Origin of the sequence: Amycolatopsis sp. NPDC048633, from assembly GCF_040650695.1 — a bacterium.
Taxonomy (GTDB): domain Bacteria; phylum Actinomycetota; class Actinomycetes; order Mycobacteriales; family Pseudonocardiaceae; genus Amycolatopsis.
Window position 1 is genome coordinate 1 of sequence record NZ_JBEZHS010000022.1, and the last position, 16,065, is coordinate 16,065.

Sequence of the window (16,065 nt, forward strand, 5' to 3'; positions counted from 1 at the left end):
ATTTAATGCTCTCAAAGGAACCTCATACGAGGTTCAAAACATAAGCTCTACTGGCTTAGTTCACTAGCACACTGTTGAGTTCTCAAGCAACACACTCTGGACCCGCCGCCTTATCAGCGGCTATATCCTCGGCAGTTGTTCCAAGCGATATTCAAAGCTTTTGGTCGAGCATGCCTCAGTCTACGAGGTTAGTCGTAGGGATTCGGCGGCCGCTCGTGGGCCGACGCTGAACATTACCCGGTCCGATCCGCGGTGTCAACCCGCTCGGCCCGGCCGGATCTTCGGGGCTTGCGGCCCCGGGGCGACCCGGTGTTCCTGGCGACGAAGAGAAGATTACATGCCCCGAAACCGGTCCCGAACAGGGGGGTCACTTAACGCCATTGACGCAGGTCAGAGCCTATCCAACACCCCTACGACGGCAAGGTCGGCAAGTACCGCGGCGGTACCCGGGCCGGCGCCACTCGCGAGAAGTCCGCCGCGAGCGCGAGCATCCGGGCGTCCGACCACCGGGCGCCCATGAACGAGATGCCCACCGGGAGGGGTCCGGCGAACCCGGCCGGCACGGTCACGTCCGGGTAGCCGGCGACCGCGGCGGGGGTCGACGACGGGATCACGTCGTTGTCCCCCACCGCGCAGTCGGTCTTCCACGCGGGCGGGTTGGTCGGCGACGCGATCGCGTCCAGGTGGTACTTCGCCAGCGTCTCGTCGAGGGACCGCTTCGCGAGGTCAGTGAGCTCGGCGCGGCCGGCGAGGTAGCCGGGGTCGGTCGGCGGCGGCGCGGCGAGTGCCTGCTCGAACAGCTCCTGACCGGCGAAGCACGTCTGTTCCAGGGGGTCCGCCCGGTTGTAAGCGATCAGCTCGGCCAGGTTCCGCGGCCCCTTCGGGCGGGTCGCCAGGTAGGCGTCGATGTCGCGGTGGAACTCCGTGAGCAGCGCCGGGAACTCCAGCTCGCCGAGCCGCGCCTGGTACGGCGGAGTCACCTCGACGACCGTCGCACCGGCTTTGACCAGGGAGTTCCGTGCGGACGTCATGACCGCGTCCGTCGCCGGGCCGAGCACCGGCAGCCGCCAGAGCCCGATCCGCGCGCCGCGCAGGACACCCGGCTTGAGCAGCTTCGCGTAGTCCGTGGGCTGCGACTTCGGGTATTGCGACGTCGCCGGGTCCGCGGGATCCCGCCCCTGCAGCACCGACAGCGTCAGCGCGACGTCGACGACGTTGCGGGCGATCGGCCCGGCGGTGTCCTGCTCGGCCGAGATCGGCACCACGCCGGTGCGGCTGACCAGGCCGAGGCTCGGTTTGTGCCCGACCGTCGCCGTCATCCCCGCGGGGCAGACGATCGAGCCGTCGGTCTCGCTGCCGATCGCCACCTGGGCCAGCGACGCGGCGACGCCGGCCGCGGACCCGGCGGACGACCCGCACGGGTTGCGGTCCAGCACGTACGGGTTGTTCGTCTGCCCGCCCACGCCCGACCAGCCGGAGGTCGGTTTCGCGGCGCGGAAGTTCGCCCACTCGGACAGGTTCGCCTTGCCGAGGATCACCGCGCCGGCCGCGCGAAGCCGCGTGATCAGCGTCGCGTCCTTCGCCGGGTAGCTGCGCAGAGCGCGTGACCCCGCCGTCGTCCACTGGTCGCGCGTGTCGACGTTGTCCTTGACCAGCACGGGGATGCCGTCGAGCGGGCCGCGCAGGTGGTGCGCGCGCCGCCGGGCATCACTCGCAGCGGCCTGGCTCAAGGCAGCGGGGTTCAGCGCCAGGACGGCGTTGACCTTGCCGTCGACCCGGTGGATCCGGTCGAGATAAGTGCCGGTCAGGCCCACCGCGGTGAGCCGGCCGGACGCCATCCGCGCCTGCAGCGCCGGGATGTCGGCCGAGTCGAGGTCGAACTTCGAAGACGACGCAGACGCCACCGGTGCCGTGGGGACGAGCACGAGTGCGGCGGCCAGGATCGCGAGGAACACCGGCCGCCGCCCCATCAGAGCACCGGGAGCAGGGTTCGGAGCTCGTACGGGGTGACCGCGCTGCGGTAGTTGTCCCACTCCACGCGTTTGTTCCGGAGGAAGAAGTCGTAGACGTGTTCGCCGAGGGCTTCCGGCAGGAGCTCGGACTTCTCCATCTCCGACAGCGCCTCCCCCAGGTTCTGCGGCAGCTGCGCGTACCCGGCGGCGCGCCGCTCGGAGTCGCTCAGCTGCCAGATGTTGTCCTCGGCGGGTGGCGGCAGCTCGTAGCCCTTCTCGATCCCCTTGAGCCCGGCGGCCAGGATGACCGAGTACGCCAGGTACGGGTTGCACGCCGAGTCCAGGGTACGGATCTCCACCCGTCGGGATGACGCCTTTCCGGGTGAATACATCGGCACCCGGACGAGCGCCGAGCGGTTCGCCCGGCCCCACGAGACCGTCGTCGGCGCCTCGCTGCCGCTGATCAGGCGTTTGTAGGAGTTCACCCACTGGTTGGTGACCGCGGAGATCTCCTTGGCGTGGTGCAGCAGGCCGGCGACGAACGCCTTGCCGGTCTCCGACAGCTCGTGCGGGTCTTCGGCGTCGTAGAAGGCGTTGCGGTCGCCTTCGAACAGGCTGATGTGGGTGTGCATGCCGGAACCGGGCTGGTCCGTGAACGGCTTGGGCATGAACGTCGCGCGCACGCCCTGGGTCAGCGCGACCTCCTTGACGACGTAGCGGAACGTCATCACGTTGTCGGCCATCGTCAGCGCATCGGCGTAGCGGAGGTCGATCTCCTGCTGGCCCGGTGCCCCTTCGTGGTGGCTGAACTCGACCGAGATGCCCATCGCCTCGAGCGTCTCGATGGCGTGCCGGCGGAAGTGCGTCGCCGTGGCGTGGCTGGCCTGGTCGAAGTAGCCGCCGTTGTCCGCGGGCTCCGGCTCGCTGCCGTCGTCCGGCAGGGTCGAGAGCAGGAAGAACTCGATCTCCGGGTGCACGTAGCAGGTGAAGCCCGCTTCAGCCGCCTTCGACAGCTGGCGCCGCAGCACGTGCCGCGGGTCGGCCCACGACGGCGAGCCGTCCGGCATCGCGATGTCGCAGAACATGCGGGCCGAGTACGGGCCGCCGTCCGGGGTCTCCCACGGCAGGACCTGGAACGTGGCCGGGTCGGGCTTGGCGACCATGTCCGATTCGTAGACGCGGGCGAAGCCCTCGATGGCCGAACCGTCGAAGCCGATCCCCTCGGTGAACGCGCCCTCCAGCTCGGCGGGCGCGACCGCCACGGACTTGAGGAACCCCAGCACATCGGTGAACCAGAGACGGACGAAACGGATGTCGCGCTCCTCGAGCGTGCGGAGCACGAATTCCTGCTGGCGATCCATGGCCGCACCCTAACGACAGCGTGTTAACGGGATGTTTCACGACGCGCCGAGGGTGACGAAGTCAGGCCGCGAGCACCGGAACGGGCTTCTTCGCCCGCTTGATGGCCAGCGAGGCCGCGGACGCCAGAACCGCCAGGACCGCGGCCGCGTACCAGGCCAGGTTGTAGTTTCCCAGCTGGTCACGGACCAGGCCCGCGGCCGACGCGGCGAACGCGGCGCCGAGCTGGTGGCAGGCGAAGACCCAGCCGAACACGATCGGGCCGGCGTCGCCGAACGCGCGGACGCAGAGCGCGACCGTCGGCGGGACAGTGGCCACCCAGTCGAGGCCGTAGAACAGGATGAACGCCCACATGCTCGGCTGCACCGAGTCCGTGAACAGCTGCGGGAGCAGGGCGAGCGAGAGCCCGCGCAGGGCGTAGTAGACGCCGAGCAGGATCCGCGGGTCGACGCGGTCGGTGAGCCAGCCGGAGAAGATCGTGCCGACGACGTCGAAGACACCGACCAGCGCGAGCAGGCCCGCGGCCGTCGTCTGCGGCATGCCGTGGTCGTGCGCGGCGGGGACGAAGTGGGTGCCGACCAGGCCGTTCGTCGTCGCGCCGCAGATCGCGAACCCGACCGCGAGCAGCCAGAACGTCCGGGTGCGGGCCGCCGTCTTGAGGACGCTCAGCGCGCGGCGGGCGGAGCCGGTCTTCGGGGCGGGGCGAGTGACCTCGGCGTCGGCGGGCGCGCCGTAGGCCGTGGTGCCGACGTCGGCGGGGTGGTCGCGGATGAGCAGCAGGACCACGGGGACGACGGCGAGCGCCGCGATCGCGATGACCAGCGACGCCGTCCGCCAGCCCGAGCCGACCGCGAGGTTCGCGATCAGCGGCAGGAAGATCAGCTGGCCGGTGGCGCCGGCCGCGGTCAGGACGCCGGTGACGACGCCGCGGCTGCGGACGAACCACCGGGCCGCCACGGTCGCGGCGAAGCTCATGGCCATCGAGCCGGTGCCCGCGCCGATCAGGACACCCCAGCAGAGGATCAGCTGCCAGCTCGCGCTCATGAAGACCGTGCCGGCCGCGCCGACGGCGATCACGAACAACGCCGTCGCCGAGACCCGGCGGATGCCGAACCGCTCCATCAACGCGGCCGCGAAGGGCGCGAAGAGGCCGTAGAGCACGAGGTTGACCGAGACGGCCGAACTGATCGTGGCCGTCGACCAGCCGAACTCCTGGTGGAGCGGGTCGATGAGGACGCCGGGGGCGGACCGGAAGCCGGCGGAGGCGAGCAGCGCGACGAAGGCGGCACCGGCGATCAGCCAGGCGCGGTGAAGCTTCGGGGCAGGGCGGGTCTCAACAGTCACCAGTGCAGTGTCATCGCGCGCGCGATGACCCGAAAGTGGCCTGAAGGACATCATCCGTAAGGATCAGGCCACGCCGTCGTGCTCAGTAGGCTCGGGGCATGTCCCGCTTCACCCTCCTGCTCGTGCTCCTGCTGACGGCGGGCTGCACCGGATCGCCGGACACGCGCGGGCCGTTCCCGGCGGGCGCCGAGCTGGTCGGCGACGCCGCGGCGTCGTTCGCCTCGGTGCGCAGCGTGCACTTCGCGGCCGGCGTCAACGGCGTGCTGCCGGGCTTCCCGCTCCGGCTGATCGAAGGCGACGCGAGCCTCGACGACGGCGGGTCCGCGACCGGCACGGCCGACGTCCAGTTCGGCGACGACCACACGAAGTTCCGCTTCACCGTCAAGGACGGCGAGCTCACCACGGACCCCGACGTCGCCCATGGCCGGCTCCCCGAGATGTACGCGGTGGGCCGGTTCCTCGGCCCGTCCGCCGGGTTGAAACGGCTGCTCGACGGCGTGACCGACGCCAAGACCGAGGGCAAGGAGAACGTCGACGGCGCCGCGGCCCTGCGCGTCGGCGGCCGGGTGCCCGAGGCCGTCGCGCACAGCGTGCTTCCGCAGGTCACCGACGACGTCATCGTCAAGGTGTGGGTCTCCGCGGACGGACCCCGGCGGTTCGCCCGGCTCTGGGTGCAGGTGCCCTCGGCCGGCGACCACCTCAGCCCGGTCATGTTCGAACTGTCGCTGACCAAGCAGAACGAACCGGTCGACCTCGGCTAGCAGCGGGTGTCGGCGGCGGTGCCGTCGATGAGGTACGCGATGCCCGCGCGATCGACGCACGCGTTGCCGTCGAGGAACACCGTGTGCTGGACACCCTCGTAGGTCAGCAACGCGCTCTTGAGGTCCTTCGCGAGGTCGACGCCCTGCTGGTACGGCGTCGCCGGGTCATGGGTGGTCGAGACGACCAGCGTCTTCGGCAGGCCTTCGGGACGCGGCGCGTGCTCGGCCGACGTCGGCGGGACCGGCCAGGTCGAGCAGATGTCCAGTTCGCTCGTGTCGGGTGTGCCGCCGGCCAGGAACGGCGCGCCGGCCAGCATCGACTGGTGCGCGCGGTCGATCTCGGCGCGGTCGGTCAGCCGGTTGTGGTCGACGCACCGGACCGCGAAGTACGCGTCGATCGCGCCGCTGTACCGGCCGTCGCGGTCGCGCTGGTAGTAGTCGTCGGCGAAGGCCAGCAGGGTCCGGCCGTTGCCCTGGGCCACCTGCGCGAGCGCGGCTTTCAGGGCGGGCCAGTCGCCGCGTGAATAGAGCCCGGCGAACGTGCCCGTGATCGCGTCCTCGAACGACAGCTTCCGCGTCCCGGCCGGGATGGGCTTCGTGATCAGCGGACGCACCAGCCGCTGGAGCCCCTCGGTGCCGCCGGTGAGCGGGCACGCGCACCACTTCGTGAACTCGTTCAGCGCGTCCTGGAAGCCCGCGGCCTGCTTGACCAGCGATTCCACCAGGCCCTGCGCCGGGTCGACGGCGCCGTCGAGCAGCAGCGCGCGGACGTTGTGCGGGTACGCCTCGGCGTAGGCCGCACCGATCTGGGTCCCGTACGAATAGCCGAGATAGGTGAGCTTCTCGTCGCCGAGCGCGGCGCGAAGGACGTCGAGGTCGCGTACGACGTCTCGCGTGCCGATGTTCGAGAGGAACGTCTTGCCGTACTTCGTCGCTTCGGCACACTTCGCGCCGTACGCGGTCGTCTCGGCGAGCTGCTTTCGCACGCCGTCGGGCGACATGTCGCTTTCGACGTCGGACGCGCGGTCCGCGTCCTGCTCGGCGTCGGTGCGGCAGGTGATCCGCGGCTCGCTCGTGCCGACGCCGCGCGGGTCGAAGCCGACCAGGTCGAAGCGGTCGAGCAGGGGCCCGGCGGCCGGCGTCTTCGCCAGCGACGCCGCCGTGGACGTGCCCCAGGCCCCGGGCCCGCCGGGGTCGACGACCAGCGACCCGATCCGCTGCTTCGCCGCCTTGTGCCGCAGCAAGCCGACCGTGACGGTGGGTCCGTCCGGTGCCGCGTAGTCCAGCGGCACGGTCAGGTGCGCGCAGTCCAGTGCCTCGCCGCACGGGCTCCACGCGAGCTTCTGCTGAGTGAATTTCCCCAGGTCAGGCGGCCGCGGCGGCGGCTCCGGCGCACCCGAGCACGCCGCCAGCAGCACGACCAGGGCGGCGAGGCCTACTGCCCGGTGCACCGGGTCCCCTCCGGCGGCAGCGTGCCGTCGACGAGGTAGTCCGTGCCCGCCTGGTCCACGCACTTCACGCCCTGCAGGAACACCGTGTGCTGCGTGCCCTCGAAGGTGAGCAAAGCGCCCTTCAGGCCCTTCGCGAGGTTGACGCCCGCCTGGTACGGCGTCGCCGGGTCGTTGGTCGTCGAGATGACCAGCGTCTTCGCCAGGCCCTCGACGCTCGGCACGTGCGGCTCCGACGTGTTCGGCACCGGCCAGAACGCGCACGCGTCGCGGGCCGCGCTCGCCGGGCGGCCGTCGTCGAGGAACGGCGCCACCTTCACGTACTCCTCCTGCGCCTTGAGGATCACGGCCGGGTCGGTGACGCGCGGGTCGTCGACGCAGCGGATCGCGGTGAAGGCGTCCTGCGTGGTGCCGTAGCGGCCGTCGGAGTCGCGCTCGTTGTAGATGTCGGCGAGCTTCTCCAGCGTCACGCCGCGCTGCTGCCTCAGCTCGTTCAGGCCCGAGTTCAGCGTGTCCCAGAGACTTTCCTGGTAGAGCGCCTGGATGACGCCGGTGGTCGCGTCCTCGTAGGAGAGCTTGCGGCCGTCACCGACCTGGACCGGGAAGTCGATCAGCGGGCGGACGAGGTCCTGGAACGCCTTGACCGCGATGTTCGCGTCCTGGCCGAGCGCGCAGTCCTGCTGGGCGGTGCACCACTTCGCGAACTGCGTGAACGCCGTCCCGAAGCCCTGGCCCTGGGCGACCAGCGACTCGACCGCGTCCTGCTCCGGGTCGACCGCGCCGTCGAGGATCATCGCGCGGACGTTCTTCGGGAACGCCTCGGCGTAGGCCGACCCGATCCGGGTGCCGTAGGAGTAGCCCAGATAGGTGAGCTTTTCGTCGCCGAGGACCGAGCGGAGGACGTCCAGGTCCTTCACGACGTCCCGGGTGCCGACGTTGGCCAGCATCCCGGTGCCGTCGTCGGTGCGCTGGGCGCACTTCGCGGCGAAGTCCTTTTCCTGCGCTTCCTGCTTCAGCACGCCTTCGGGCGAGCCGTCGGTTTCGCTGTCGTCCGCGCGGTCGGTGTCGCGCTCCTGGTCGGTGAGGCAGTGGATGGCCGGCTGGCTGGCGCCGATCCCCCGCGGGTCGAACCCGACCAGGTCGAAGCGCTTGCCGAGGCCGGTGCTCGCCACCGGCTTGACCAGCCCGGCGGCCGCGACCATGCCCGACGCGCCCGGGCCGCCGGGGTTGACGACCAGCGACCCGATCCGGGAACCCTCGTCCGTCGCCTTGTGCCGGAGCAGGCCCAGCGTGACGGTGTCGCCGGCCGGCTTCGTGTAGTCCAGCGGCACGGTCAGCCGGGCGCACTGGACGTCTTTCGCCTGGAACGCCGACCTCGCGTCTTCCGACGTCGCGTAAGGTGCGCACTCGGCCCAGGTCAGGCTCTGGCCGTAGAACCGTTCCAGCCCGGCGGGCACCGGCCCGGACGGCTGGTGCGATTCGGTGGTCGGCGCGGGCGGCGCGGACTTGCCGGTGGACGTGCACGCGGTCAGCGAGGCCGCTAGCAGCACGGATGTCGCAATTGCGGTGATCCTGCGACTACGGGACCTGGCGCTGGGATGAGGGAACACGGTTGGATCGTCCCATCCGGCCGCGGAACTCGAACGCACCACCGCCACGTTGGGTGGGGCAGGCCGGTCGAGCGAGAGAGAACGGGAGACCAGGGGTGGCAGCACTGATCAGCCGGGTGGGCAAGCGGCTCCGCCGGATCATCCAGCGTCCGGGCAGCGTCGAGCTGACCCGCTACGAAGCACTGCTGCCCGCAGTCGAGAAGCTCGAACCCGAGCTCGAGAAGCTCTCCGACGAGGAGCTGACCGAGCGGGCGGGCAAGCTCCGCGAGACGCTGAAGGACACCGCGTTCGGCGACAACCAGCTGATCGAGGTGTGCGCGCTGGGCCGCGAGGCCGCGCGGCGGGCCCTCGGCGAGCGCGCGTTCGACGTCCAGATCCTCGGCACGATGGGCTTGCTCAGCAAGCACGTCGTGCAGATGGAGACCGGTGAGGGCAAGACGCTCGCCGGGGCGCTGGCCGCGGCCGGCTACGCGATCCGCGGCAAGCGCAGCCACGTCGTCACGGTCAACGACTACCTGGCCCGGCGCGACGCGGAGTGGATGGGCCCGGTGTACGCCCTGCTCGGCGTGTCGGTCGGGTGGGTCGAGCCCGCGCACTCCCGCGAGGAGCGCAAGGTGGCCTACGCCAAGGACGTCACGTACGGCGCCGTCGCCGAGATCGGCTTCGACGTGCTGCGCGACCGGCTGGTCACCGCGGTCGACGACCTGGTCCAGCCGGACCCCGAAGTCGCGATCGTCGACGAGGCGGACTCGGTGCTGGTCGACGAGGCCCGCGTCCCGCTGGTGATGGCCGGCTCGATCGACCACACCGACGCCGACGAAGAGGTCGCGAAGGTCGTCCGGCGGCTGCGGCTCAACCTGCACTACGAGACCGACAGCGAGGGCCGCAACGCCTGGCTGACCGACGCCGGCGCGTCCGTCGTCGCGAAGTCGCTCGGCCTGGAGGTCGACGACCTCTACGGCGAGACGGCTTCGGACCGGCTCCCCGCGGTGAACGTCGCGCTGCACGCGCACGCGCTGCTCACCCGCGACGTCGACTACCTGGTCCGCGACGGCAAGGTCCAGCTCATCAACGCCGCCCGCGGCCGCGTCGCCGAGCTGCAGCGCTGGCCGGACGGCCTCCAGGCCGCCGTCGAGGCGAAGGAGCAGGTGACCGCAACCGACCGCGGCGAGATCCTGGACTCGATCACCGTCCAGGCGCTGCTGGCCCGGTATCCCGAGGTGGCCGGCATGACCGGTACCGCGGTCGCCGTCGCCGAGCAGCTGCGGGAGTTCTACGAGCTCGAGGTCGCGGTCATCCCGCCGAACACCCCGAACATCCGCGAAGACCAGGAAGACCGGGTCTTCGCGTCGCCGTCGCAGAAGCTGCGGGCGATCGAGGAGGAGATCCGCACGGTCCACGAGACCGGGCGGCCGATCCTCGTCGGCACCCAGGACGTCGCCGAGTCCGAAGAGCTGGCCGAGAAGCTGGCGAAGGTCGACCTCGAGTGCGTCGTGCTCAACGCGCGCAACGACGCCGAAGAGGCCGGGATCATCGCCGAGGCCGGCAAGAAGGGCGCGGTCACCGTGTCCACGCAGATGGCCGGCCGCGGTACCGACATCCGGCTGGGCGGCACCGACGGCGCGACCCGCGAAGAGGTCGTCGAGCTGGGCGGGCTGCACGTCATCGGCACCGCGCGGTACCCGTCGAGCCGGCTCGACGGGCAGCTGCGCGGCCGCTCCGGCCGGCAGGGCGACCCGGGCAGCGCGATCTTCTTCGCGAGCTTGAACGACGAGCTCGTGCTGTCGAACGCGCCGGACGTGCCCGAGGGCATCACCGACGACGAAGAGACCGGCGAGATCGTCGACAACGCGGCGCTGCGGCAGCTCAACCACGCCCAGCGCGTCGCCGAGGGCGTCGACCTGGAGATCCACCGCAACACCTGGCGCTACACGCGGCTGATCGAGCGGCAGCGCCGTGACCTGCTGGTGCACCGCGACAAGGTGCTTCGCACCGGGTACGCGGCGGAGCAGCTGGAGAAGGCGCACGAGGAGAAGTTCGGCGAGCTGAAGGAGAAGCTCGGCGACGGCGAAGAAGGCCAGGAGAAGCTGGAGCAGATGTGCCGCGAGGTGCTGCTGTTCCACGTCGACCAGCTCTGGTCCGACCACCTGGCGTTCCTGACCGACGTCCGCGAGAGCATCCACCTCCGGGCGCTGGCGCGCGAGACGCCGCTCGACGAGTTCCACCGCGCGGCGATCCCGGAGTTCCACAAGATCATCGACGAGGCGAACACGCGGGCGGCGAAGACCCTCGAAGAGGCCGAGCTGACCGACGAGGGCATCGACCTCGGCGAGGCGGGCGTCCGGCGGGCGAACACGACGTGGACGTACCTCGTGCACGACAACCCGTTCGACTCCGACTTCGAGCAGACCATCAAGAAGGTCCGGAGCATGATCAAGCGGAAGTAGCCCCTTCTTCCCGGAAAACCCCCGCCCGATTAGCCCGGGCGGGGGTTTTCTCGTTTGCCCCGAACGGAAGGATGGGGCCATGCGCAAGATCCCGACGCTGTTCCGTCGCGACCCCGAAGACCTACGGCGTGTGACCCGCGAAGTGCACCCGGCGTGCCAGTGGGTGCTCGACGGCCAAGGCGTGGCCACCCGCAAGTACGACGGCACCTGCGTCCGGCTCGACGAGTCCGGTGACTGGTGGGCGCGGCGCGAGGTGAAGGCGGGCAAGAGCGCGCCGGACGGTTTCGAAGCCGTCCAGACCGATCCGGAGACGGGTAAGACCGTCGGCTGGGAACCGGTCGGGCAGTCGTCGTTCGCGGCGTTCTTCGAGGAAGCGCAGGAGCGCCTTTTCGGTGCGGCGCCCGGCACCTACGAGCTGTGCGGGCCGAAGATCAACGGCGATCCGGAGGAGCTCGGCACGCACCGGCTGGTCCCGCACGCGACCGCGCAGGAGTTCGCCGGCGTCCCGCGCGACTTCGACGGGCTGATGGCGTGGCTGCTCGCGCACCCGGAGTTCGAGGGCGTCGTCTGGCACCACCGGGACGGGCGGATGGCGAAGCTCAAGCACCGGGACGCGAAGGCGTCGGCCTAGCGGTCACGACGGCACGGTGACCTCGGAGATGCAGTACTTCTCCTGGATGCGCAGCACGCGCAGTTCGCCGTGCACCGACTTGCTGCCGATCGTCCCGTTCAGCGGCACGCGGATCTCGTTCGCCGCGGCCTGGATCGGCGGGCCGGCACTGAGCTGGGCGTTGCGGCTGCCGAGCGTCCGCACCGCACTGGCGACGACGCCCTCCGCGGAAGCGCACGCCGCTTCCCGGCCCGCCGTCGCGTCGTCACCGAAGACGGCGAGGATGAACTTCCCCGCGACGACGCTGCCCGAGTTCAGGTCCAGCGGCGGGCTGTTCCCGGCGGGTCCGTCCGGCCGCTCGTTCTGCGAGACCAGGAAACCCGGCGCGAAGAAGCCGGTGATCACGAAGACGACCACGAGCAGGAACGCGACACCGCCGGCGATCAGGCCGATGAGCAGGCCGTTGCCCTTCTTCGGCGGCCGGCCGCCGTACTGCGGGTAGCCGGACGGCGGGTAGCCCTGGGGCGGGTAGCCCGGGTACTGGCCCTGCTGCGGGTACTGGCCGTGCGGCGGGTACGGCGGTCCTGGCTGCTGCGGCGGGTACGTCATTTTCGGTGGTCCCCCTGTCCGATTCCTCCGATCAGGCGCAACGTACCCGGACGGCCCGCGCGCCGCGTGGCGTTTCGCCCACATTCGCTCGGCTGAGCGGGTGGCCGTGGGACAGAATGGCGGTATGCCGCAACTGCGCATCGCGCTCGCCCAGGTCAACCCCACCGTCGGTGACCTCGACGGCAACGCCGACCTGCACGTCGCCTGGACCCGCCGGGCCGCCGAAGCCGGCGCCCACGTCGTCGTCTTCCCCGAGATGTCCCTGACCGGCTACCCCGTCGAGGACCTCTCGCTGCGCAAGACCTTCGCCGCCGCCTCCCGGCAGGGCGTCGAGTCGCTGGCGCGCCGCCTCGACGAGGCCGGCTGCGGCGAAGTGCTGACCTACGTCGGCTACCTCGACCTCGACGAGGTCGGCCCGCGCGACGCGGCGGCGGCGCTCTACCGCGGCGAGGTCGTCGCGCGGCAGTTCAAGCACCACCTCCCGAACTACGGCGTGTTCGACGAGCACCGCTGGTTCAAGCCGGGCACCGAGCTCGACGTCGTCCGGTTCCACGGGCTGGACATCGGCATGGTCGTCTGCGAGGACATCTGGCAGGACGGCGGGCCGATCTCGGCGCTGGGCCGCGCGGGTGTCGACCTCGTCGTGGCGCCGAACGCGTCGCCGTACGAGCGGTCGAAGGACGAGCAGCGGCTGCCGCTCATCGCGCGCCGCGCCGCCGAAGCGGGCGCGCCGCTGGTCTACACCAACCAGGTCGGCGGCCAGGACGACCTCGTCTTCGACGGCGACTCGCTCGTCGTCGGCGCGGACGGCGCGGTGCTGGCGCGCGCACCGCAGTTCGTCGAGCACCTGCTCGTGCTGGACATGGACCTCACCGCGGGCGGGCACGCCGGCGACGGCGAGCTCGAAGGCCTGCACGTCCGGCGCCGGGTGCTGAGTTCGGAACCGCTGCCTTCCTACGAGCCGACCGCCGAGCCGGTGATCAGCGAGCCGCTGTCGGACGAGGCCGAGGTGTGGTCGGCGCTGGTCGTCGGGCTGCGCGACTACGTGCACAAGAACGGCTTCTCGTCGGTGACGTTCGGGTTCTCCGGCGGCATCGACTCGGCCGTCTGCGCGTCGCTGGCCGCGGACGCGCTGGGCGGCGACAACGTCTACGGCGTCTCGATGCCGTCGAAGTACTCGTCGGGCCACTCGAAGGACGACGCGGCCGACCTCGCGCGGCGGATCGGGGCGCACTACCGCGTCGAGCCGGTGGAGGACATGGTCCGGGTGTACGTCGAGCAGCTTTCGCTGACGGGTCTGGCCGAGGAGAACATCCAGGCGCGGACGCGGGGCATGCTCCTCATGGCACTGTCCAACTTGGATGGTCACCTGGTGCTGGCCACCGGCAACAAGACCGAGCTGGCCGTCGGGTACTCCACGATCTACGGCGACGCGGTCGGCGCGTTCGCCCCGATCAAGGACGTCTTCAAGACGCACGTGTGGCAGCTGGCCCGGTGGCGCAACGCCGAGGCCGTGAAGCGGGGCGAGACGCCGCCGATCCCGGAGAACTCCATTTCGAAGCCGCCGTCGGCCGAGCTGCGGCCGGGTCAGGTGGACGCGGACTCGCTGCCGGACTACGCGCTGCTCGACGACATCCTCGACGACTACGTCGAGGGCGACCGCGGGTACGCGGACCTGGTTTCCGCGGGGTTCGAGCCGGAGACGATCGACCGCGTGGTGCGGATGGTCGACAAGGCCGAGTACAAGCGGCGCCAGTACCCGCCGGGCACGAAGATCACGTTCAAGGCGTTCGGCCGCGACCGGCGGCTGCCGATGACCAACCTGTGGCGCGAGGGCAAGGCCTGAAGTCCGTGAAGGCCTCCTTACCGGCATCTTGGGCCGGTAAGGAGGCCTTCACGGCTTTTTAGCTGAGCGCGACCTGGCGGCCTTCGGGAGTTCGGAGAGCGGCGCTCAGGCCGGCCTTTGCCGCGCGGCGCACCAGGAGTTCGAGGCCGAGGGCGTCCGTCACGGCGAGGACCGAGTCCGGGTCCGGGTGGGTGCCCGTCACCATCAGCAGCGGCAGGGACGGCAGGCCGCGCGTGGTCGGGTGCGGCGTCGTACCCCAGTCGATGAGGAACGGGTGGAGCGTGCCCGGAGTGCTCGGCGGGGTCAGGCGCCAGCGCAGCAGTTCGCCGTCTTGCGTCTCGCGGGACATTTCCCGCGCGTCGCCCGGGTCGAAGCCGTGGGCGCGGGCGTTCTTGATCGTGGCGTCGAGGTCCGTGGTGCGGACCGCCCAGGCGACCAGCGCGGGCCCGGTCAGGTCGTCGATGCCGAAGGGGCGCGGGTTTTCGGGCTCCGGTTGCGCCGGGTCCGGGCCGATCACCTCCAGGTACATCCCGGCGCCGAGGTCGGCGAGGTGGTTGGCGGTGCCGAGGCCGACGTGACTGCCACCGGGCGCGGGCGTGACGCCGGTGAGTTCGGTGACGCGGGCGACGGCCTCGGCGAGGTCCGGCCCGGCGTAGACGAGGTGATCGAGCACCGCGTCATCATCCCGCGCCGACGGCGCTCGCCGCATCGACCATTCCGTGGCCGTAGGTCGTCCCTTGGTTTGTCGGCCGGCAGACGGTGTCGGGACACTCGAGCGGTGTCGCGGTCGCGTAGAGGGCGCGCTTGATCCGCTCGGCGCCCCAGCGCGGATGTTCGCTCGCGATCAGTGCGGCGACACCGCTCGCGTGCGGCGCGGCCATCGACGTCCCGCTCGCCGAGCGGTACTCGCCGTTCGGCCAGGTCGACCAGACGCGCGCGCCGGGTGCCGCGACGCTGATCCGGGAAGCGGAGTAGTTGGAGAAGCTCGCCTTCAGCGCGTTTTCGTCGAGCGCGCCGGTGCCGACGACGCCGGGGAGCTCGTGCGGCAGCCGGGTGCACGTCGGGTCGATCGCGCGTTCCACCGGGGTGCTGTCGGCCGGGCTCTCGCGGTCGACCGAGCGCGTGTCGAGGTCGATCCCGGCGTTGCCCGCCGAGGCGACCACGAGGACGTCGCGGCGCTGGGCGTAGGCGACCGCGCGGCCGACGGCGAGCTTGGCCGCGGCCTGGTCCGGCTGGTCGTCGCAGTTGTAGCGCCACGGGATCGAGCGGTAGCTGTTGTTGGTGACGGCGAAGCCGTGCTCGGCGGCCCAGACGAAGCCGCAGACCATGCTTTCGGCCGTCTCGGTGTCGTCGAGCTCGGCGAGCTTCACCGCGGCGATCCTGGTGCCGGGCGCGACCCCGACGACGCCGGATCCGTTGCGGGCCGCGGCGATCGTGCCCGCGACGTGCGTGCCGTGGCCGTCGAGGGTCGGCCGCCAGGCGCCAGGGCTGCGGTCCGCCCAGCCGGCGAGGCAGGACACCGAGTTCTTCGCGTCGAAGGCCGGTTTCAGGTCCGGGTGGGTGTCGTCGACCCCGACGTCGAGCACGCCGACGACGGTGCGCCTGCTCCCGTCGGTGACCTGGTGCGCTTCGGGCAGGTGCAGCGCCGGGACGTCCCACGCGGTGCCCTCGGGCGGGACCTGGCCGGAGTTCGGCGAGTTCGGCCCGGTGTAGCGGACGTCCTTGCGGGGCGCGAAGAACTCCTTCGGGATCTTCGCGGTGCGCGTCGCTCCGACGGCGTCGATGCCCGGTGTCCTTCGGACCTTCGCGGCGAAGTCGTCCTTCGCCGTGTACGCGACGACGACGCCGATCTGCGGGTAACTCGCGACGACCGTGCCGCCCGCTTGGCGGACGGTCCATTCGGCCCACCCCGTGTTGTGGGCGACGACGACGTGCGGCATGACGAGTGGGTCGGCTGTCGCCGTCGCCGGGGCCGCGCTCAGGCCGATCATCGCTGTCGCCACCAGGATCGCGCGTCGCACCGACAGCCTCCTCGAACTCGGCAAACCACCCAAACCGAACCTAGCGATCAAACGCGTC

The 16,065-nt window shown here is 70.9% G+C and carries 12 protein-coding genes; 4 read left to right on the forward strand and 8 right to left on the reverse strand.

All coding sequences use genetic code 11. The features are described 5' to 3' along the window. Nucleotides 1-410: 410 nt before the first annotated feature. From AB0C38_RS31470 to AB0C38_RS31480, 3 genes are all read right to left on the reverse strand, one after another. Nucleotides 411-1,970, reverse strand: a complete 1,560-nt coding sequence (locus tag AB0C38_RS31470) for an amidase (protein ID WP_360680466.1) — start codon at nt 1,968-1,970, stop codon at nt 411-413. Continuing rightward, entirely contained in the window at nt 1,970-3,313 is a 1,344-nt protein-coding gene (glnA, locus tag AB0C38_RS31475; protein ID WP_360680469.1) for a type I glutamate--ammonia ligase, read from the reverse strand. Before glnA ends, AB0C38_RS31470 begins: the two co-directional genes overlap by 1 nt. 61 nt (nt 3,314-3,374) lie before the next feature. Continuing rightward, nucleotides 3,375-4,655, reverse strand: coding sequence for an MFS transporter (locus tag AB0C38_RS31480; RefSeq protein WP_360680471.1), 1,281 nt, complete (start codon nt 4,653-4,655; stop codon nt 3,375-3,377). A gap of 98 nt (nt 4,656-4,753) precedes the next feature. Here AB0C38_RS31480 and AB0C38_RS31485 point away from each other — a divergent pair, with 98 nt between their 5' ends. Next, a complete protein-coding gene (locus AB0C38_RS31485; RefSeq protein WP_360680474.1) occupies nt 4,754-5,416 on the forward strand; it encodes an LppX_LprAFG lipoprotein in 663 nt (220 codons plus the stop codon). On the opposite strand, the gene AB0C38_RS31490 is transcribed toward AB0C38_RS31485, so the two are convergent. Both AB0C38_RS31490 and AB0C38_RS31495 read right to left on the reverse strand, forming a co-directional pair. Then, nucleotides 5,413-6,867 (reverse strand): alpha/beta hydrolase, encoded by a 1,455-nt coding sequence (locus tag AB0C38_RS31490; protein ID WP_360680477.1) that lies wholly within the window; start codon nt 6,865-6,867, stop codon nt 5,413-5,415. The genes AB0C38_RS31485 and AB0C38_RS31490 overlap by 4 nt on opposite strands. Then, the gene (locus tag AB0C38_RS31495; RefSeq protein ID WP_360680480.1) at nt 6,852-8,414 is read right to left on the reverse strand and encodes an alpha/beta hydrolase; all 1,563 of its coding nucleotides are present in this window, start codon (nt 8,412-8,414) and stop codon (nt 6,852-6,854) included. Before AB0C38_RS31495 ends, AB0C38_RS31490 begins: the two co-directional genes overlap by 16 nt. A gap of 155 nt (nt 8,415-8,569) precedes the next feature. Between AB0C38_RS31495 and secA2 the strand changes: the two genes are divergently transcribed. Together secA2 and AB0C38_RS31505 are read left to right on the forward strand one after the other, a co-directional pair. After that, nucleotides 8,570-10,921, forward strand: coding sequence for an accessory Sec system translocase SecA2 (gene secA2, locus AB0C38_RS31500; RefSeq protein WP_360680483.1), 2,352 nt, complete (start codon nt 8,570-8,572; stop codon nt 10,919-10,921). Nucleotides 10,922-11,000: 79 nt separating this feature from the next. Continuing rightward, nucleotides 11,001-11,552, forward strand: a complete 552-nt coding sequence (locus AB0C38_RS31505) for a DUF5565 family protein (RefSeq protein WP_360680486.1) — start codon at nt 11,001-11,003, stop codon at nt 11,550-11,552. A gap of 3 nt (nt 11,553-11,555) precedes the next feature. On the opposite strand, the gene AB0C38_RS31510 is transcribed toward AB0C38_RS31505, so the two are convergent. Then, nucleotides 11,556-12,140, reverse strand: a complete 585-nt coding sequence (locus AB0C38_RS31510) for a hypothetical protein (RefSeq protein WP_360680489.1) — start codon at nt 12,138-12,140, stop codon at nt 11,556-11,558. A 124-nt stretch (nt 12,141-12,264) separates the two neighbouring features. Here AB0C38_RS31510 and AB0C38_RS31515 point away from each other — a divergent pair, with 124 nt between their 5' ends. Further along, nucleotides 12,265-13,986: an NAD+ synthase gene (locus AB0C38_RS31515; protein WP_360680492.1), complete on the forward strand. Its 1,722-nt coding sequence runs from the start codon at nt 12,265-12,267 to the stop codon at nt 13,984-13,986. A gap of 58 nt (nt 13,987-14,044) precedes the next feature. Here AB0C38_RS31515 and AB0C38_RS31520 read toward each other — a convergent pair whose 3' ends face one another. Together AB0C38_RS31520 and AB0C38_RS31525 are read right to left on the reverse strand one after the other, a co-directional pair. After that, nucleotides 14,045-14,659, reverse strand: a complete 615-nt coding sequence (locus AB0C38_RS31520; RefSeq protein WP_360680494.1) for a VOC family protein — start codon at nt 14,657-14,659, stop codon at nt 14,045-14,047. A 7-nt stretch (nt 14,660-14,666) separates the two neighbouring features. Further along, nucleotides 14,667-16,007, reverse strand: a complete 1,341-nt coding sequence (locus AB0C38_RS31525; protein ID WP_360680497.1) for a S8 family serine peptidase — start codon at nt 16,005-16,007, stop codon at nt 14,667-14,669. Nucleotides 16,008-16,065 lie beyond the last annotated feature (58 nt).